The organism is Vibrio sp. 10N.247.311.13 (assembly GCF_041467595.1).
Lineage (GTDB): Bacteria > Pseudomonadota > Gammaproteobacteria > Enterobacterales > Vibrionaceae > Vibrio > Vibrio crassostreae_C.
The window spans coordinates 60476-80460 of the sequence record NZ_JBFSUX010000019.1 but is presented as its reverse complement, the minus strand read 5'-3'; the positions used below and the strand labels follow the sequence as shown (position 1 = coordinate 80460).

The 19985-nt window shown below is 42.3% G+C and carries 19 protein-coding genes and 2 pseudogenes; 12 read left to right on the top strand and 9 right to left on the bottom strand.

What is annotated here, in order from left to right; translation table 11 throughout:
* Positions 1–165 precede the first annotated feature (165 nt).
* A complete protein-coding gene (locus AB6E52_RS10705) occupies positions 166–969 on the top strand; it encodes a DUF3800 domain-containing protein (protein WP_102320227.1) in 804 nt (267 codons plus the stop codon).
* 294 nt (positions 970–1263) lie between these two features.
* Here AB6E52_RS10705 and AB6E52_RS10700 read toward each other — a convergent pair whose 3' ends face one another.
* Positions 1264–1785, bottom strand: coding sequence for a hypothetical protein (locus tag AB6E52_RS10700; protein WP_102320226.1), 522 nt, complete (start codon positions 1783–1785; stop codon positions 1264–1266).
* Positions 1786–2407: 622 nt separating this feature from the next.
* Between AB6E52_RS10700 and AB6E52_RS10695 the strand changes: the two are divergent.
* A pseudogene (locus AB6E52_RS10695) lies at positions 2408–3005 on the top strand (tyrosine-type recombinase/integrase).
* 569 nt (positions 3006–3574) lie between these two features.
* On the opposite strand, the pseudogene AB6E52_RS10690 reads toward AB6E52_RS10695, so the two are convergent.
* Positions 3575–4081: pseudogene (locus AB6E52_RS10690) on the bottom strand (ABC transporter transmembrane domain-containing protein); the annotation flags it as partial.
* A 556-nt stretch (positions 4082–4637) separates the two neighbouring features.
* On the opposite strand from AB6E52_RS10690, the gene artP reads away from it, so the two are divergent.
* The 10 genes from artP (at position 4638) to AB6E52_RS10640 (ending at position 11467) form a co-directional block, all read left to right on the top strand.
* Positions 4638–5366 (top strand): arginine ABC transporter ATP-binding protein ArtP, encoded by a 729-nt coding sequence (gene artP / locus AB6E52_RS10685; protein WP_032545343.1) that lies wholly within the window; start codon positions 4638–4640, stop codon positions 5364–5366.
* A 120-nt stretch (positions 5367–5486) separates the two neighbouring features.
* Positions 5487–6218, top strand: coding sequence for a lysine/arginine/ornithine ABC transporter substrate-binding protein (locus tag AB6E52_RS10680; RefSeq protein WP_017070691.1), 732 nt, complete (start codon positions 5487–5489; stop codon positions 6216–6218).
* A gap of 3 nt (positions 6219–6221) precedes the next feature.
* A complete protein-coding gene (gene artQ / locus AB6E52_RS10675) occupies positions 6222–6908 on the top strand; it encodes an arginine ABC transporter permease ArtQ (protein ID WP_017078229.1) in 687 nt (228 codons plus the stop codon).
* Positions 6905–7573, top strand: a complete 669-nt coding sequence (artM, locus tag AB6E52_RS10670; protein ID WP_102320225.1) for an arginine ABC transporter permease ArtM — start codon at positions 6905–6907, stop codon at positions 7571–7573. The genes artQ and artM overlap by 4 nt, the downstream gene beginning before the upstream one ends.
* A 313-nt stretch (positions 7574–7886) precedes the next feature.
* Complete coding sequence (locus AB6E52_RS10665; protein ID WP_102320224.1) at positions 7887–8471, top strand: hypothetical protein; 585 nt, start codon at positions 7887–7889, stop codon at positions 8469–8471.
* Between the two features lie 516 nt (positions 8472–8987).
* Positions 8988–9410, top strand: a complete 423-nt coding sequence (locus AB6E52_RS10660; protein WP_017063908.1) for a hypothetical protein — start codon at positions 8988–8990, stop codon at positions 9408–9410.
* A gap of 26 nt (positions 9411–9436) precedes the next feature.
* On the top strand, positions 9437–9889 hold the full coding sequence (locus AB6E52_RS10655; protein ID WP_102320223.1) for a hypothetical protein: 453 nt from the start codon (positions 9437–9439) through the stop codon (positions 9887–9889).
* A gap of 103 nt (positions 9890–9992) precedes the next feature.
* Positions 9993–10397 carry a DUF1801 domain-containing protein gene (locus AB6E52_RS10650; protein WP_102320222.1) on the top strand — a complete coding sequence of 135 codons (405 nt, stop codon included), beginning with the start codon at positions 9993–9995 and terminating at the stop codon, positions 10395–10397.
* Positions 10398–10591: 194 nt separating this feature from the next.
* Complete coding sequence (locus AB6E52_RS10645; protein ID WP_017059577.1) at positions 10592–10873, top strand: hypothetical protein; 282 nt, start codon at positions 10592–10594, stop codon at positions 10871–10873.
* Positions 10874–10951: 78 nt separating this feature from the next.
* Positions 10952–11467, top strand: coding sequence for a GNAT family N-acetyltransferase (locus tag AB6E52_RS10640; protein WP_102320221.1), 516 nt, complete (start codon positions 10952–10954; stop codon positions 11465–11467).
* A gap of 260 nt (positions 11468–11727) precedes the next feature.
* On the opposite strand, the gene AB6E52_RS10635 is transcribed toward AB6E52_RS10640, so the two are convergent.
* The 7 genes from AB6E52_RS10635 to AB6E52_RS10605 form a co-directional block, all read right to left on the bottom strand.
* On the bottom strand, positions 11728–12387 hold the full coding sequence (locus AB6E52_RS10635; RefSeq protein ID WP_017063903.1) for a sugar transferase: 660 nt from the start codon (positions 12385–12387) through the stop codon (positions 11728–11730).
* Positions 12388–12396: 9 nt separating this feature from the next.
* Complete coding sequence (locus AB6E52_RS10630; RefSeq protein ID WP_102320220.1) at positions 12397–13584, bottom strand: glycosyltransferase family 2 protein; 1188 nt, start codon at positions 13582–13584, stop codon at positions 12397–12399.
* Positions 13581–14681 carry a glycosyltransferase gene (locus AB6E52_RS10625; RefSeq protein WP_102320219.1) on the bottom strand — a complete coding sequence of 367 codons (1101 nt, stop codon included), beginning with the start codon at positions 14679–14681 and terminating at the stop codon, positions 13581–13583. The genes AB6E52_RS10630 and AB6E52_RS10625 overlap by 4 nt, the downstream gene beginning before the upstream one ends.
* Positions 14682–15070: 389 nt before the next feature.
* Positions 15071–16495 (bottom strand): Wzz/FepE/Etk N-terminal domain-containing protein, encoded by a 1425-nt coding sequence (locus AB6E52_RS10620; RefSeq protein WP_017063900.1) that lies wholly within the window; start codon positions 16493–16495, stop codon positions 15071–15073.
* Positions 16492–17610, bottom strand: coding sequence for a glycosyltransferase (locus AB6E52_RS10615; RefSeq protein WP_102320218.1), 1119 nt, complete (start codon positions 17608–17610; stop codon positions 16492–16494). Before AB6E52_RS10615 ends, AB6E52_RS10620 begins: the two co-directional genes overlap by 4 nt.
* On the bottom strand, positions 17603–18388 hold the full coding sequence (locus tag AB6E52_RS10610) for a DapH/DapD/GlmU-related protein (protein ID WP_102320217.1): 786 nt from the start codon (positions 18386–18388) through the stop codon (positions 17603–17605). Before AB6E52_RS10610 ends, AB6E52_RS10615 begins: the two co-directional genes overlap by 8 nt.
* Before the next feature lie 92 nt (positions 18389–18480).
* Positions 18481–19857 carry an O-antigen ligase family protein gene (locus AB6E52_RS10605; protein ID WP_017059586.1) on the bottom strand — a complete coding sequence of 459 codons (1377 nt, stop codon included), beginning with the start codon at positions 19855–19857 and terminating at the stop codon, positions 18481–18483.
* Positions 19858–19985 lie beyond the last annotated feature (128 nt).

Genomic DNA, 19985 nt, shown 5'->3' with positions numbered 1-19985 from the left:
TTCACTCGTTTAGCGGTGAACAGCGCTTCATACGACTTCACGTCGCACGCCCCAAAGTTTGTTAGGAAAAGACTGAAGTCATATTTATGTCGTAAGAAATTGACCTATTTTTACTAATGACTCAGTATGTGCTTAGTTTGGTATATAAAAGAGTAAGGAGGGCAAATGCATATTGCTATAGATGACACATATGGACCAAATGCATCGACAAATTCTAAGTTTGTGACTGGAAATAGAAGAACGAATGTTGGAATTGTCTTTCCAGATGATGAAGTTGATTATATTCGCGATCAAATTAAAGACTGCCTTAGATTCATTAAAGAAGAGTTCTCTGTAGAGTCTGAAGAGTTTCATTTTGTCGAGATCTATAATAGAAAAAGCCCGTGGGACAAGCTACCAGATCACGCAAATCTCGGGGTATTGGAAGCTTTCGCTGAAATCTATACCAAATATAAGTGGAAAGTCTTTATACAGACTATTGATGACCGAACATTAAGAGATCACGGGATAGTTACAGTAAAGGGAAAAGTGAATCAGTTCCATTTAGAAAAACCTTCTGATTTATCATTGTTTTGGCTACTAATAAAAATTAAAAAATTCTATTTTAAAACAAATGAAAAATTGACAGTTTTTGTTGACGAGGGACTAGGTAAACCGAATGCTGATGTTGGTAACGAAGTCTTTCATGACTACCCAAATGAATACTTGGGAAAGTTCCAGTCATCCTCTCATGAACCGTTACTACAATTAGCTGATTTCATTGCATTTATAGTAAACAGATCTACGCATCTTTATATGAAGGAAAATAGAACTGATACAGATAATTGGTTTTTAGAACTGTTTAATTATATAGACATAAATACTGATGATCTCGCTAAATCTACTGTTGATGTTGTAGATTACAGAAACTTTACCATTTCAGATTTCGATGAACTTCACACCGAAGATCGTAGAAAAAAAGGTTTATAACCCGAGTAAAAGGAGTAGCCTAATTTAATATGCTGATACACAACACCTTATTTGAATATTGTTCCGCAATCAAAGGGTATTCATTCAATTGCTTATGGTGCGGAGTGGTACTAATGCCAAGAGAATTTATTGAGTCTTCTCGAAGGTGTGATGTTTCGTTCGAAGTATCCGCATTATCAAACGAGACTATTCCAAATCACTGAGCATGACTTTGTGTTATTCCTCATCAGTCGTCCTGTAGATGACTTTTGCTAATGTGTCAGAATAGGTGGGGGAAGTTGATTTTATATTAAATTAGAATCCATAGATAGAAAGGCCTTTTTTGATGTACTGAACCAAAATATATCCTGATTTAGAACCTAAAGATTCAATCCTTGCAGACACCTTATCTCCATCTTTATCTTCACCCGTCCAAGTATAGGCATTACAAGCGTTTTCACGCAGACATTTATAAAAGTCGGGATTGGATTTTGATGACTTAATCAATGAGTGTGTTTTTTTATAGTTCGATTTTTCTAAGGCTCTGATTGTATTGTAAAAGCTATCCCTTCCTTTCTCACCACTATAATCATCCCTTATAATATAAGTCCTTGCTGCTACAGCATAAAGACCACTTTCATTAGCATAACCTGTATAGTTGATATACAAACTCTGTGGGACTGGAACATACAGGTCATGAAATACTGTGTAAGTATCGTCTCTACCGACTTCACCAACTAAATCAGCTTTAGATGCACCCCATTCAAGACCAAACGGGGCTTTCGCGTGTGTAACTGAACTCATTAACAACAATGCTACTGTTAGTATTTTTTTCATAAAAGCAATTCAAATTATAATGATGGAATTATAAATCATACGGTCAATATATATATATTTCAACACTCTGTGTCACAGCCTACCGAGCTTAAAATCCTAAACCGTTTCTAGACTGGCTCTGTAACCTATCTCTAGCCCTTGCTCTACGTGACTTCTTCAGTAGTTACGTTCCCTAGGTTTTGTTGACGGAGGCGGTTAAGTTCATTTCTCTTAGTTTTATCTTTTTTGTAACGGTATTGATGGTGACGACAGCCTCTACGGTTCTGACTGTAGGTATAATTCAACTAGGTTTCTCTCTGGTTCTAACTGTGGGGTTCTGTTGCTCTGTTGGTTACGGATTTGCCCTGAACATCCCTTATGAATTTCTTCATGATCCTTATCGGAATTTGGTGGCCCCCCCCCCCAAAAAAAAAAATAAGAACTGTTATCTGGGGAACGAACGCTTATGACTTATGAGTCGCTAAGTAGGAATAATGAACAGACAGAATTTTTCGACTTCATTTCCATACTTCAGATAATGCAAATTTTCAGAGTGCTCTATTGTTCGTAACTCGGAAATGTCCAAAATTCTTCCAACTACAATCGTGATGACCTGTGATCACCAATAAGAAAGGAGGTCATCATGGTGGTTTTCAACAAAACGAAGCGTAGTGGCGTCAAAAAAACTTTTTGGCTTGAGGAAATTTTGCGGATCAGAAGCAGATTAGAAATTGAAAATAATTTGATGCAGCTTGCGTTGCTCAACTTAGCTATTGATAGCAAGCTTAGGGCGAGTGACTTGCTCGCCCTCAGAATTTGCGATGTATCTTCGCAAGATAGGATATTTAATCGCGTTAAACATATCCAGCGGAAAGCAGACATTGAAGTTCAATTTGAGATAACGTCAAGAACTCAACAAAGCCTAATGAAATGGATTTTGATTGCTTCACTAAGAAGCCGAGATTTTCTTTTTCCAAGCCAAAGACGTGAGCATAAAGCTATAAGCTATTCGTACTATCGCTCTCTAGTTAGGAAATGGGCGTCAAATCTTGGATTAGTTCCGAATCTGTATGGCACTCATTCGATGAGACGAACGAAAGCGACACTGGTCTATGCAAAAAACTAAAAATATTCGAGTAGTGCAGCTTTTACTGGGACATACAAAGGTAGACAACACGATCCGCTACCTCGGTGTTGAATTAGAAGATGCATTGCTACTTTCAGAAGGCACTGATTGTTAGTCGAAATGAACCCTATTTACTAGGGTTCACATTGTCACCGACGAAGTTATGCCCCAAAACCTGTCTGAAGACTTAGGTCGTATAACCAAACATCTTCACTAAGCAAACGAACGTTAGGCTAATTGAATTTCATTATTAAGTCCGTTCTACCTACTACTAAGTAAGTTGTCACACAAGCTTCACAGTTTGGCTGAATCAATTGGAGTAAAGCAAACAGTTCCATATATGTATGATTTTTTCCCATTCTTTTTGACTCCTAAAAATCTCATTTTGAAACGAAAAAGTGAGGGTAATATTTACCTAACGCACAATTCAAGTAGGTTCGTAATGCTTGGCACTTTTAGTGTCATATTTGGCTTATGTGATTGTTATCTATTATTCATCATTTCGGCCTTCCTTAAACCATTGGTGTTTTGTAACTAAATAACAATGATATGGTAATACTTTGTGGTAATACAGGGCTTATTTTTGTCAAAATTACGTATGAATAGGGGCATTTTTATTACCTGGCTCACAAGCCTGATTCTTAGCGGCGTGTAATAAAAAATAATGCATTACCTTATGAAGGTAGCGCTGCGCATCGCCATAGAGAACGATGAACCTATGATGCTTTGAAGCAGAGTAGTATCCGTGGTGATTCGCGACATGATGTCGCCACTGCCATTGGTTTCAAAGTAACTCGGGTGCAGCGTCACCACGTGATTGAAAACCGACAGGCGTATATCCGCACTTACTCGCTCACCAACAGAAGAGACCAAATAGAAGCGGAAGAAGGTGCCAATCGAGATCAGCACGACCACCACCATGATGAATTGAATCGCGCTGCCTAAGTCTGACAACGATTGTTGGCTGAAGCCTTGGTCGATAAGAAGACGAATACCGTGTCCGACTGAAAGGGTTAAGCTCGCTGTGAAGATCAACGCGATCAACGCAGCAATAACACGACCTTTATAAGGCTGAATGAATTTACTCAGCTCAAACAAAATACTGAGGCTTTTTTTCTCAGGTTTGGCATCGGGATTCTTTTGAGTCTGTCGCTGGTTCGAGTCGAGCGTAGAAGAGACATCGTTTTGCATATGACTGCCTTAATGTGTTGTCGCTTTAAAAATAGATGGCTTGTTGCTTATGGCTAATTGCTTTATGACTTATTGCCTGTACTGCGCGTTGTTCGCTGGGCAGTAATTGTTGTTGAGAATCGAACCCATTAAAGCATTTATTGCGCTGTGACGCTCCCTAGGAAACTCAATTTCCAATATTTCATCAACACTAAGTGAATAATTCGAAACGACCTTAAAGGAAAACTAAGCATTTTGATCCAGTCAGTTGGATAGGAAACCAAGCTATTTAACCCTAATTTTTATGCAAGTAAATTAGCGTTGATAGGAGAGTGCACACATAAACAAGCAACCGTGCGATGATTTATAAATTGATAGCAAAACGTTTGCTATTTATCTCGATATTAGCTTTATCAATGACTTGTAAGTTTTGGTTGTAAGACCAGTTATAGCGACTGTTTTTTGTGGAATATTTGTTGCAAAAATTCAACAAAGTAGTTTTTTATACATTTTTCTTGCATAAAAACTCGGATTGAATAGAATAACCAACAAATGACAATTAATGCAGTATTGTGGCATGAGTATTCAAGTAAAGAGCATCAACAAATCATACGGTGATACCCAAGTTCTTCACGACATCAGTTTCGACTGTGAGAGTGGCGAAACCTTGGTATTGCTTGGCCCAAGCGGCGCGGGCAAGAGTTCATTACTGCGTGTATTGAACCTGCTTGAAATCGCGGACAACGGCGAACTAGACATTGCGAATGAGCAATTCGATTTTTCAAGCCAAATCCAAGAGAAGCAGGGGCTTAAACTTCGTCGTAAAGTCGGCATGGTGTTCCAGCAATACAACTTATGGCCACACATGACGGTGATGGAAAACTTGATTGAAGCACCAACCAAAGTGGCGGGTTTGGATAAGCAAGAAGCGATTAAGCAAGCGCAAGAAGTCCTAAAGACACTTCAACTTGCCGACAAAGCAGACGCTTGGCCACTTCAACTGTCTGGCGGTCAACAACAGCGTGTTGCGATTGCACGTGCGCTGATGATGAAACCGGATGTGTTGTTGTTTGATGAACCAACAGCGGCGCTTGATCCTGAGATCACCAACCAAGTCGTGAGCATTATTAAAGAATTGAGCGGAACGGGCATTACCCAAGTGGTCGTGACGCATGAAGTCGATTTCGCGAAGAAGATTGCTAGCCACGTTCTGTACCTAGAAAAAGGGTACATCGTTGAACACGGCACCAGCGATTCATTCGTTAATCCGCAGACACCTGAGTTTGCCGAGTATCTGACTCATTAAGTAAGTCACTTATTAAAAGAAAGTTGACTCACTAGATCTAGCTAAACACAACATCAATTAAAACAATCAAATTATAAGAATGGCCACAGGCCGCTATTACACAGTATTCGGAGTAACAAAATGAAAAAGATTCTACTAGCTTCACTTATCGGCCTTGCTTCTTTTAACGCAGCGGCTAAAGAAGAAATCAAATTCGCGATGGAAGCAACGTACGCACCATTCGAATACATGGATGAGAACAACCAAATTCAGGGTTTTGACGTAGACTTAGCAAACGCACTTTGTGAAGAGCTGAAAGCAACGTGTACTTTCCACAACCAAGCATTCGATAGCTTGATCCCTGCACTTAAATTCAAACGTTACGATGCGGCTATCTCGGCAATGGACATCACAGAAGCGCGTCTTAAACAAGTGAACTTCTCTAACGCATACTATGATAACTCTGCAGCATTCATTTCTTTCGAAGGCAAAGTAGCAGACCAAGCAGCACTAGAAGGTAAGCGTGTTGGCGTTCAAAACGGTTCTACTCACCAGAGCTTCCTACTTGAGCAAATGACTGGCGTAACAGCGGTACCTTACTCAAGCTACCAAGATGCATTCATCGACATGAAAAACGGTCGTATCGATTCTGTATTCGGTGACACAGCCGTTGTAGCAGAATGGTTCAAGAAAGAAGACAACCTAACGTACGTTGGCGACCAAGTAACAAACCAAGAGTACTTCGGTAACGGCTTTGGCATCGCAGTAAACAAGAGCAACCAAGAACTTGTAGACCAGCTTAACGTTGCACTTGCAGCAGTAAAAGCGAACGGCGAATACGATAAGATCTTCAACAAGTACTTCGGTAAGTAATTTATGGAATTAACGGGTTACTCTTTAGGGCTCGTCGAAGCAAGCTGGATGACTGTTCAGCTTGCGTTCGTAAGCCTATTGGTTGGATTGGTTCTAGCAGTTTTGTTTGCAAGTGGTGAGATGTCTCGTCGTATTGCAATCAAATGGCCAACGACTGCATTTGTGACGATTGTTCGTGGTTTACCAGAAATTCTGGTCGTACTGTTTATCTACTTTGGTTCGACACAAGTTCTGTTCATGATCACTGGCGACTTCATAGAAGTGAGCCCGTTCTTATCTGGTGTTGTTGCACTGTCACTTATCTTTGCTTCTTACGCTTCGCAAACCTTGCGTGGTGCATTAAAAGCAGTAAGCAAAGGGCAGAGAGAAGCAGCAAGCGCGCTTGGTATCTCTCAATCACGTTCATTCTTTCGTATAGTTTTACCTCAAGCGGTAAGACACGCACTACCAGGGTTAACCAACCAATGGTTAGTGTTACTAAAAGACACTGCATTAGTATCGCTGATTGGCGTAACGGATTTGTTGAAACAAGCACAACTAACATCCGCTGCAACGCACGAAGCATTTACTTGGTACGCGACAGCAGCAGCAATCTACTTGGTCATCACTTTAATCACACAAAGATTGGTAAAAGTGATTGATGGTAAGTTCTCTATTCAAGGTTTGGGTAACAAAGGGGCAATGGCATGAATCAACAATACCTCTCTCAAATGCTTGAAGGCTTAGTGACCAGTCTTCAACTCACAGGCACTTCATTGCTTGTTGGTTGTATCTTGTCACTGCTGATGACGGTAACGCTAATCCTAAGAATACCTGCGATTCACTGGTTAACACGTGGCATCATCACGCTGTTCACTGGCACACCATTGTTGGTTCAAATCTTCTTGGTGTATTACGGCCCGGGTCAGTTCGATTGGATTCGTGAAAGCTTCATGTGGACTTGGTTAAGCCAACCTTGGTTCTGCGCAATGTTAGCATTAGCTTTGAACACTGCCGCATACAGCACGCTACTGTTCAGAGGCGCATTCAACGCCATTCCAGCAGGGCAGTGGGAAGCGTGTCGTGCACTAGGTATGGACAAAGTAGCAACGCTTAAAGTGTTACTGCCATATGCACTACGCCGCGCCGTTCCAGCTTACTCGAACGAAGTGATTCTAGTCTTCAAAGGTACGTCACTGGCAAGCACCATCACCATCATGGACTTGATGGGCTACGCTCAGCGTATCAACGGCCAAACCTACGACACGCTAACCGTGTTCGGCATTGCTGGCGCATTCTACTTAGCAGTAAACGGCATACTAACGCTGATTTTCCGCCAAGTAGAGAAGAAAGCCCTCGCATTCGAAGCCGCGTAAGCTAGCCACAAACAAATTTAATTAACGTATAAAGCCTGCCATTTATGTTCGCATAGATGGCAGGCTTTTTTGTGTTTGGGGTATGTGTAGTGGTACTGTTTTTATATCTAGTAGAGCGGGGTTTTTGCGAAATTCATACTATATAGAAATATTCTGCATTTTGTCATTCAATGAGTCTATCTATGTTTTAAGTCACTGAATTGCTGTGATTAATCGTGGTAAATTGCTGTACATATGAAACTAGATAGAAAAATCCTATATTTAAATGCAGAATTTTTCTGTCTAATAGCTGTTAAGCGTATAGAGGAGTTATATGGAAGTATCAAGCTCAGCAGTTTCCAGTGTGATGAAAGTAGGGCTTCAAATTGTCACCTCTCGCAAAAGACCAGTACTTGAAGTTTACCATCAAGTACACAATCGATTTGGTCCGGAGAAAGAAAGCAGAACGAGTTGGGGGGAAAATGATGAGAGTGTGTATAAAACCAGATACCAAGAAATTTTTGTGCAGTTTACACTCGTTAATATTGGTGCAGAAAGGGCTGAAAATGTAAAATTATCGATTTCGGGAGACTTAAAGCGAGAATTCCCACGTGAGCACTACCCAAATAATTTTAATGAAATTTACCCTCAAATAGCGCCAGGGCAATTGCTTTATTTATTTCAATTTTCAGATAGTGATTTGTTAATTTGGGAAACTAAGGCCGGAGCTAAATACTCAACAAAAAAAATGAAGCAAGAGTTACTAGAGATTACGATGGAGTATGATCCACCAAAAGGTCTTATCAACACCTTATTATCTCTACCTTGGTCATTACGTGGAAAAAGAAGGTATTGTGATAAGTATCTGTTTAAAGCAAGTATGGTTGAAGGTGATTTACCTCCCGCAGAATACGCTTAACAAGTAATTTAAGAGTGATTCAGCACGCTTGGCATTTTCAGTTTGAGTTTAGTTTAGTGATTACGGCGTCCAATTTAAGTGTTGTGGTAGTGTGCTTCACACCTTAATTGGGCGATATGACCCCCTCTGTCAATAAGAGCGTAGAAGTTTCTGCTCCCGCATTTATAGAGCCTTTCTTGTTATTTAAGGGATAGTGTTATTACATAGATGAAGCAAGTAATGTCGTCGGTTCTCATGCTGATATACGTGGATTGCTCATCGTTTGATGATTAGAGCCTACCTTACTTGTTCCGTCGTAGCACCTGTCTTCAGTCTATGCTCGTGGTTCAATATAGCCGAAGCTATATCGCCTAGCTTGTGTTCTAAGTCTTCCGTTACATTGGGTTTATGAAAGTCTGAGTCGTCCATCGAATAGTCGTGTAACAAGGGCATTTCTCATGCCGTATTTTTGGTAATTAGTTCTTCCTGTCGATTATCGAATTTGTCCTAAACCCACTATTAAGGCAGGGAACCCCAATGAATAGAACGCTATGGTTCGCACTCATTTCGCTTTTGTTTTCAATGACAATGGTATTTTGTACATACAGTTATGGCATAGAGAGCCACGTTGAAGTAACCACACTCACTTTAGTATTGTCTGGCCCTCTGATTTTTACCTTTGCGCTTGTTGTCATTTTTTGTGGCGCACCAGTCATTAGCAAGTACAAGTTACTTGGAACCATCGCAATTTGTGTGCATGGATTTACAGCCTCACTGCATGTGCTGTGGAACGGATTTATGTTCGTCGATGTGATTAATAAACAAGGCTTAGGTCCGGGACAAGGTTATTCTGGCTTGATACTTTGGGTTGGTAGTATCAAGGCGATGCTACTTGGTTTGGTTGTGGGAGTATGCCTGCATTACTTGCTACGATTATTTAGAAAGGCTGCAGTAAGATAACTGTTGGCTAGTTAGTGGGTTGTTCGTTGTCTATAGGAGTTGTCGCTGTGTTTTATAGTAAGGAATTCAACAAGGGATTGCTGCTCATCCTTGTTGCGATAAGTGCTTTCATTGTCGTTACCTCGGATAATAACCCCGGGACATTAATCGCTCACGCCATCAATGGTTTAATTGCTTTGCTCTTTTTCTCCATGACCATTGAGGTCAAAGACAATGTACTAAGCTGGTATTTCGGCTTTGGCTTTTGGCGTAAGAATGTAGAAGTGTCAGACATTACAGAGACATCGTTTTATCAAAGCAAGTGGTATCAAGGTATTGGTATCCGAATGCTGAGCGATGGTTGGTTGTATAATGCATCGATAGGTTCAGCGTTGAAGTTAAGCCTAAGCAATGGAAAGCATGTTTACATTGGTTGTAAGGATACGGACGGTTTAAAGCTGGCCTTGAAAACCGCTAACGAACAGATAACTCAAAATTGATTTACGAGGCTTGGCACTTTTCGTTTTGAGTTGGACTAATTTTAAAGCTGTATGCTTTAAGTGAGCTGCATTTTAATATCTCAACAAGTGGATCGGAGGTTCAATGGACCAAGCAATCAAAACACATTTCGACGAGTATCCCGATGATGTTCGAGCTCGGCTTGAAGAGTTGCGTTCATTAATCTTTGAGCTTTGCTCTGATTTGGAACTAGCTGAAGTCGAAGAGTCTCTGAAATGGGGCGAGCCGAGTTACAGCGTTAAGACGGGCAGCCCAATTCGAATCGACTGGAAATTGAAGTCACCAAACAACTATTACTTGTTCTTTAACTGTCAAACGAAGCTAGTCGACACATTCAGAGAATTGCACGATGGCACATTGGTATTTCAAGGTAATCGGGCAATCGTCTTGAACCTAACTGAACCACTTCCCAAAGCACCAATCAAGCAGTGCTTAGAGTTAGCCTTAACTTATCAACAACGAAAACATCTACCGCTTCTTGGCGCGTAATTCTTATATGTTGTCATTATATTTCTTAAACAGGTTTTCTGGGTTCTAGCTATCACTCTTTAAAGTGCTAAGACTGTACCATCTTGATTAGTATCAAGAGGCTAGGGAATCTCTATAACCAACGCTGATTGTATTGCTTACCGTTTAAAAAGGTGTTCTAGTCACCTTGTATTTCAAACTTAAAAGGAAGTTGTATGAATTTAGATAAAGCCAAAAAACGTATCGCAAAGCAGGTTAAAAAAGGCGACCACGGATACCCAAAAATCACGTTAGCGTATTACGGGACGACCAAAGATCTCGCAACGGAAGTCGCGGTTCAATTTATGCTGGGTGAGGGCGATGGTGTTCAAGAAGAGCGTTTTTCTTGTGAAACCGAAATCCGAGATAATGAGTTAGTTCAAACGACGTTACTCAAGATAATCGAGCGAGCAAATGTTAACTCAGTGATTGAAGTTGAAGGCGTGGCTGTTCTTTAGTTTGCTTTAGCCTGGAAACGAAGCCAACACGAGAACTCAGGTGTATAATCCACGTTTTTATCAAATTGGGCAGGACACATGGCGATCTCGTTTGAAACTCAAAGACTAAAAGTAGAAGAAGTCGCAGGTGAACTTACTGTTCCTGAACGTTCGGTTCTGCTAGAGAGAGTGCCTGGCATTCTAATCCCGTCAGTCGTTGAAAACCTTCCACCATACTTTCACGGTATTGTGTCACGTGAACTGGCTGAAATTTGGCTCGACCGAATGTTGTCGGGGAGCCGCTTACTTCAAGTGAAATCCAACGATAATCAATTGATTGGTTTTCTGTTCGCTTATGTAGAAGACGAAAGTGATGCTCATATTGGCTACTTGCTTGCAGAAGAATGCTGGGGCAAGGGTTTCGCGAGTGAGTTATTGCAGAGTTTCATCACAGAAGTCGCAAAAACCGAGTCATGGTCCACACTGATTGGCGGTGTCGACCGTTCAAACATAGCCTCTACACACTTACTTAATAAGCTAGGTTTTGTTGAGCAAGCCTCTGACGAAAGTGCCGTGGTTTTCTATGAATATAAGCTTTCTCGTCTTAACTCTTAATTCTTAACTCTGAGCTCTCAGCTCTCAGCTCTTAATTTCTAATCCCTAACTCAAGCCACATCTGCGTTATACATTCATTGCCAATGTTTACGTCAATTGATAGGGAAGAAACCTTATTACACCATTCAACTGAGAACCGAGAGCAGCGAGTCTAGTTAACGTGGGCTAATTCGGCACTATGTGTTTCATTAGCGACTTTCCAATCGCCCCCTAAGGCTTTATAGAAAACAGGCTTTGTATCCACATTAGACCATACTGGTTTAGCGACCTCGACCATCTACCATTACGATGATTGTTTTAGAGATGATGCTGAGATCAGCGGCAATCCAAGACTTAACCGAACATAGGCTTAGTGCATAACTGTGGTCAAAACCTACTTTACGACGTACATCATCAATACAGGTGTCGTAACCTTGATTTACTTGTGCAAGCCCTGTAATACCAGGCATTACACCGTATGTGCGGTCGGCAAAGTAAGGAATTTCGTTCTCTAGTTTGGTGTAAAAAGTAGGGCGTTCAGGGCGCGGGCCAATTAGAGACATTTCACCTTTCAGTACATTGATCAGTTGTGGCAGTTCATCAAGACGTGTCTTTCTCAAAAAGCGGCCAACAGGCGTGATTCGCGGGTCATTCGCGGTAGCCCAAACTGCACCAGAGCGAGTTTCTGCATCCTCGTACATGCTACGGAATTTCATGATCTCAAAGATTTCCATTTTCTCCGGTGTCGATTTACCAACGCGCAATTGACGGTAGAAAATAGGGCCACGAGAAGTGAGTGCAATCGCCATCGCAATCAACGGAAATACGGGCGCTAGCAAAATCAAAGCAATCAGTGAGCTTACAAAATCGAAAGTACGTTTAGCACGTGAGATTTTGTATTGGTATAGGTTTTGGGTAGATAGCTGTTCGATGTTCATCATAATAAGTCCTTAATGATTTGCTCGTGTCCAAGGTGAGTTTTCTAGTCCGATTAGGTAACGAATGCCACCAATGAAGTTGGCGTAGTGTCCAACTATCAAATAAGAGATTAATGAAATAGGTTTGTTTACTAGACGCTTTGGCAAGATGCAGCCAAGGACGCCAATGGTATAAACGGCAACTTGAGCCCATAACAGCGCTTCAAATACCAAGTAGTTGCTAAGTAAGATTGAGCACACTAAGCACACAATCATTAAATAGGGAGTGAGTAGGCGAAGTCCTTTTCCTGAAAAGAACGCAAACGCGATGCCTTTAAACTTCGGGCTGAACAAGGCAAATAATCGAATCGCTTGTTGCATGTTGCCCGCTGAAATACGAAGTCTTCTTTTGAAGTCTGTTTCTAGGTTCGATTCTTCTAGCTCTAATGCCACCATTTGGGTTTCGTATTCGGCGATGTAACCTTGTTTAACGATTTGCATCGGTAAGATGAAATCATCATTAATAGTGTTGAGTGGAAGCAGTTCAAACAGGTGTGTTCTAAACAAGTAGAAAGCGCCATGAGAACCCAAGCTAGAACCTAACGAAGCCTCAGACTCTTTAACCGCGGTTTGGTACTGCCAATACGTGTTTTCGCCTTCATTGCCTGTTGGACAAAGTTGATACGTTGCGTTTACCACTCCAACCTTGTCACTTTCAAAATGAGCGGCAGCTATAAGCAAAGCATCCAATGAAATAAGGGCAGAAACATCACTCATCGCCGTGATATCACTGGTTGTACGTGTCACTTCTTCATTAACAACCGCGACTTTACCTCGGTTTACTTGATGGTCATGTATCTCAAAATAGACATCACTGCACATCGCTTCTTGTATGGTCATTTGTGCAATGGCGACTGTGTTATCAGTGCAACCATCGCAAGCGATAATGACTTCCAACTTCTTTTTTGGGTAATCGAGTGAAGCAAGGTTACGAATCTTGTCTGCGATCCACTGTTCTTCGTTAAATGCAGGAACAAGAACGGTGATGGTCGGCAACGTGCAATCTTGCTGTTCCTCTTTGTAGCAACGATGACTCTCTTCAACTTTGCGTGCGGGGTGGCTTTTCGCATACCAACGCAGTAACAAAGGGTAGGCTGCGTGATGATAGACAATCAACGCACCTGAAAACAAACAAAGTCCCGCAAGCAACCAATCAATCATGCGTAAGCTCCTTCTGAGATGTCGTTGTAAGACGAAACCATTTTGATGATGTCGAAGTTCTTAAGAACATAGTGTCGAGGTGATAAAAAGCGTTCATTTTGATTCTCTAACAAGGCATTGGCTAATCCCGTGATACTGCCTTTTTTAACGAGTGTTCCGCTGATAGGGCACAAGGTTTCATCGACGGCACCAACGTTCATTGCGACGGTTGGAATATTGCATGCTTGAGCTTCAAGTGTAGAAAGCGGCAGCCCTTCGTGGCGTGAAGGTAGGCAGAACGTATCCAACGCTCCGTAAAACGTGGTCATGTCTTCAACTAAGCCAAGAAAGATGACTCGGTCACTCAGATTCAAGCGGCTAGTCAGTTGCTCTAGTTGATTGCGTTTAGTACCGCCGCCAGCCAATGCGACAACCATGTTTGCAGGTAAAAGAGTCAGTGCTTTAATAAGTTGGTCTTGGCCTTTGACATGTTCTAGTCGACCTGCACAACCGATGATGTGTTTGTCTGTCGGCAGGTTTAGTTTTGCTCTCGCGTGTTCTTTCGACATCGGCTTAAACTTCTCACAATCAACGCCATTTTTGATGGTAATGATGTTCTCATAAGAAAAAGCAGTGCGTAGTTGGTTATAAACACGTGTCGCGTCGGCAACTAACGTTGGTTGAGCAGCTTTTAAAGCAAGCGCTTGTAATCGACGACGTTTGTTGTTGTTCAGATGCCAAGCGTCATGTTCGGTATGGATTCGAGTTGGAACCCCGGTTACGCGAGCGGCATAACCAGCGTATAACAGTGGGCCAATATGATGGGTATGAACCACATCAGGGCGAATCGCATTGAAGGCTTTAATTAGCTTAATAATGATATTGAATTGTACGCCTGGTGCTTTATCCAAAAAGACGATTTGCTTTTTGTATGGCTCTAGCTTCGGCCAGTTGTTTATAGACTCTTGTTTAGTACCCTCTAAACTGACAATCAACACTTGGTCTGTTGGTTTAGCAAGGCGCAGCAAATCCAGAGTTAGGGTTTCTAATCCACCCGGTGCAAGGTGCTGAACAACGTGTATGATCTTTTTGCCATGCTTCGTTAAATGCGTATTCATAATTTGGACCCTGCCTTTGTGATTCTTATTTCGCCTTTCTGACGTTTCTCTTGAAGTAAATTCTTTAAAACGTTTAACTACACAAGGAGATTGCAGGAGTTGTGCCAATTAAATAGCCTTTATTTTTCAGGTATTTAGATTATTCAATTACAGGGTGGTTTTCATTTCTCAAAATGGGAATCAAAACAAAATACGATTGAATGGCAATTTGAATCATAGGGCTTGGGTAAATCGAAAGTAGCATTAGAACTTGGGGCTTTAAACAAACAAAACGCCAGCGAGTGTTGGCGTTTTGCTCTAGGATGCACGAAGCTTGGAAACTAGAAAGCTAGGATGCACGAAGCTAGAAAGCTGTGAAGCGAGCAAGTCAAAAATGGCTTTGAGGCTGACTAGCTCATTTTCGGGATCACCGTTATCACAGGGACACCCAAGATATCTTCGATTTCGTCTTTGCGTTTGATTGAAGAATCAAACAGTTCAAACAATACCGCTAAACCAATACCCAATCCGATACCTGCAACGAATCCAGCCAGAATAAAAACAAAAGTCGGCATGTTAGATTTGACACTCGGTGTGAAAGGCAAATCGATAATCTTCACACGTTTGTTTTGCTCGAATACACCAAGCGAACCCGTTAGTTGAGCCATTTCATAACGCTCTGTCAGTTCATCATATAGTTGACGTTTGATTTCAACTTGACGTTTAAGGCGGTACATCTCTTTTGCATTTTCGCCGAAGTTATTGGCCTTGTGTTCTAATTCGAAAATCATAGTTCGAAGGCTTTTGGTCTCTTCAGTTAAAGACTCAAAGCGAGCACGAACCAGCTGTAGGCTGTGTAATTGAGTGACCAGAAGAGGTTGGGTATCAGAAAGTTTGTTCAGTGTCGTACTACTTGCGATGTCCCAAAGCTGGTCGCTGTTCATCGTTGGCTGGGTTACCTCGAGCAAACTCTTACGTTCATTCTCTAGTCTGTCTAGCTCACGCACTTTAGCTTGCACAGCACTGTGCTTGTCCGTGTATTTAGCTTGTAACAAGGTAAGGTCGCTACGAATGTCGATGATCTGGTCTTCTAATTTACCGATCACAGGGTTGGTTCTTGAAAGTTGTTGGTCGATTGACCCTAAACTTTTTTCGACACCCGATAACTCGGCCTCTTTTTCTGCCAGTGTTTGTTTGAGTGAAGCTAAGCGATTCAAACTTTGGCTCTGTACCTCAGGCGTCGAATGAACATTCTCATTCATGTATGCAGCTAGCGCTTCTTCTGCTTCTGCAAGCTCTGCGCTACGTTTGTCGATATGGATTTTCAAGAAGTTACTTGAATCTTCAATCGATGAACGTTCCGGTGCGAGTAACTGTTCAATGAAATGTTCACTTACCGAGCGCAGCGTCGCTTCCATTCCATTTGGTGTGTTCGACGTTAGACTGATCTTTAGAAAATCTTTTCCAAGCTGAGTCACCGTTAGACGTTGAGACAGGTCAGTAATGATCTCTTGTTTCTCAATTTCAGGCATATCTGGCGTGGTTAATTGCAGTTCATCAGCGACCGAGTAAAGCACATGTCGACTGTGAAGCAGTGTTCTCAATGCGTTAAGTCGATCTTTGAGCATCGTCGAAACGGCAATGTCTTCCAAGAATGGATTCATCTTGGCCGTTTCTTGAATCAACATACTGGTATGCGCGTCATATTTAGTTGGAGCCAACTTGCTCACACCAAAGCCTACAAAGGGCAAAATAAGCATTGGCAGAACGATAACGTAGCGTTGGCGCCACATCGCATTGATGATGACTAATAACCGCAATTTCAGATTATTCATAATAGCTCCAACATCCAATGTACGAAGTTACCACGGTTCTGCCAGCTCTCTTGTTCGACGACAGAGATAGGTGCGTTGCTTAGCTCGCGTGCATGATCAAGCGCCCAAATCATTTGGTTGGCACTGCCAACCGTGGTTACGTGCCCTTGATATGGAACCAAAGCAGGGAACGGTGTTGTGATAATGGGTGTGCCCGCCGCAAGGTATTCCATTAGTTTGAGTGGGCTACACGCTCGGATCTGCTCGTTATCAACAAACGGCAACAAGCTCACATCCCAGTGTTGAGAATATCTTGGTAGCGTGTGGTGTGGACGAGGGCCAAGGTAATGTACGTTACTCAACTTAGGCAGCATGAGCGTATCAAGCTCGTTTGGACCTATGAAAACAAAGTCCCATTCCGGCATCGCATTCGCAACATGATCAATCATTTCATAATCAAGCCACTTAGAAAGGCTGCCATAAAAACCAGCAATAGGGCGGTGGTTGCTTGGTAAATCTTTTGCTCTTGGTGCGGGTGTTGAAAATAGGTCTACGTCGACACCATGTGGTAGCAAGTGCGCTTTATGCTTTGGAAATTTACCCATCAATTTTTTGCTAGCCGCGAATATAAGCGTTGATTTTTCGATTAGCTCTGATTCGTGCTGTGCAACGGTGTCATGATCAACACCAGCCAGCGCGCTAAAATCATCACCGCAGTAATAAACCACAGATGACTCGCCTAAGTGTCCGCACAAATCAACAGCGGTCGGAAGAGAAGTCCATAGGATAGGCGCGTTAAGATTAAGCTCTGCAATAACCGGTTTTAGTTGGTGCAACATCATTTGCTGAGCCAACTTTCTAGAAAATTTAGAAGCAGGCGCAGGGATTGTCTTTAAGTTAACGATAGTAATGTTGTCGTGTCCCTCAGAGTCGAGCATGTTTTGAGTTACGGCCTTGGTTTTACCAAACAACTTGTTGAACGCTCGGTTTGCATCTTTAGCGGACAGCTTCGGTTGTCTTAAGCCAATTGAGTTGACCCATAAGACTTTGTGCTGCTTAGCAAGGTGACGAACTAAATGTTGAGTCGATGAAGGTAGGCCACCAAAGTCTTCACCAAATACGATTAAATCACGCATGGTCACCTCCATGAGTCTCTAACGAATCGAACATATCGGATTCTGTCACTTCAACGGGTTTGATGTGACCGACAACTCGAGCTGGGTTACCGCCTGCGATTGCAAAAGCCGGGATGTTCTTTGTTACTACGCTGCCTGCGGCTATTACGGCACCTTCGCCGATGGTTACGCCACCTTTAACCGTCACATTCGTGCCTAACCAAACATCGGGTTCAAGAATGATGTCACCGATTTGCTGAGGGTCGTCACCTTCACCTAGCGCTCGGCGTTTTGCATCAAGCGGGTGTCCAGAGTATCCAAATAGAAAAGCGCCGCCTGCGATTCGTACGTTGTCAGAGATAACCACTTTACCTCCAACAGCGATAGTCGACTGCCAACCAATGTCGACGTTATTGCCAATCGACAATAGTGGGTGTTCCAAGCCTTCAAGTGGCTGAGTACAACCAGAGAATGTCGTGTGGCCAGAGATACGGCAGTTGTCGCCAATCGTAATTTGCACCGGACCGCTGACGAAAGGCAGTCCACCATACAAATACAGGCGTTTGCCACATTGAGCCACACGACCTTTGAAAGCCGGAGTCCAGTAGAAGAATCGCGTAAAGCCAGAAACCAGATTCACCACTAGCTTGTGCGCTTGATATAGCCAGCGATTAAATAGTTTAGGGGTAGGTAGCTCTGCGCTTCTGATGTTTTTCAAAATGAAAAACACATTTCTAATTCGAGAATTAGGATGAAACTTAAGCCAATGTTTGAATTGATGTATAGATACTGACGTCATAATGAAAATCCTCTTTTTTGTTATATAGAAGTACTTTCATATATTGTGCCATCTAATAAATATAATATTTTCAATAGGTTAAAATGTGTCTTTTAGGTTTTCTCATTTTGACAGGCAGTTTGAGATACATTTGAGACGCAAACTGTGAGTGCTGCGAGGATATAAATCGGCCAGTTGAAGCCTTGAGTCAAAAATGTACCCGACACGATTGTTCCAATCAGACCTGCATAGATCGCATAGGCGACCGCATTGAGTTCGGGGGCGATTTCTGTGGCCGAGTTTTTTAACCTCGTTAGCGTAGAGCGAGAGGTTTTGATCAAAGAAACGATAAGGCAGACAAAAATGATCAGACCAATAAAGCCTGTTTCTGCCAACACACCAAACCAGGTACTGTGAACGGCGTGATTCAGTCCGTCCCAATGCGAACTGTAAAAGAAGTAGTTCGAGAAGAAGTTGTTCAACCCTACGCCGGTCAGTGGATTCTCAACTGCCATCTTTATTGCTGCTTCCCAAGCATAGATTCGACCCATTGCAGATTCATCGATACCTTGTTCAGCGGCACCACCAGAAGATCTGTCTGAGATACCAGCAACTAAATAGAGCACCACGGCCGCGACAGTTCCCACTGAGATTAAGAGAACTTTAGAGCGCACTAGCTTCCACGCAAAAATACCAATCACCGCAATACAACCGAGTAATCCGCCACGGCTTTGAGTGGCAATAATGGCGGCGAGCAGTAACAGACAAACTAAGGCACTGATTAAACGTTTGGATCGTGAGATGCCAGTCGTGGTGGCTTGGCTTATTGTAAAGGCGAGTGGGAACATCAGTACCAGTGCTAGGTCGTTCGGGTCACCTAACATAGAGCCAAAATCGCGGCCAATAGTCACGCGTGAGCCCTCGACAAGCCCAATACCATTTACTGAGTTGTACACGGCAATAGAGCTGACTAAAGCGCCAGCGTAGATAATCGTCATCGCGGTTTTTGCGAGATTTTCCGTGGTGTTTACTAGCCAAGTAATCGCAAGCGTCATCACTATAATTTTCCAATAAACGCCCTTGAATTCTGCTAGTGCTATTGGCCTGTTGGACGCGAAGATAATACCAATGAAAACCAATACCCAAAATATGGCGAGCCAATTTAAACAAGGGTGCCAGAAGATTTTAAGTTCTTTACTGATTAATGCATGCCATAGAAGAGCCGACAGAGCGCCTAATGAAAGCATCAGCGGTATTTTTAGCGAATAGAGCTGAGGTATAGCTTCGTGAATTCGGAAAAATGAAAAGACAACGAACAGTAAAACTAACCAGAATGTTTTGTTTAACACGAATAACCCGGCCAATGGCACAAGAGCGAGCGCCACAATGACAGCAGGGTGAGGCACAAAGTACCAAACAACACCAAGCCCAACACACAAGGTGCTGATCGTGATGATGACTGGCAATCTATTGGCTTCAGGGTTGACCATTGTGACCTCTATTGGCAAATAAACTCTTTAGGACTCGGCTCGCAATCTTTTTAGACGTAGTTACGCCTGATGTTAAAGATTGCAAAGTGAGTGCCAGTTATGCATTTTGTTTAACTTACTGATTTAAT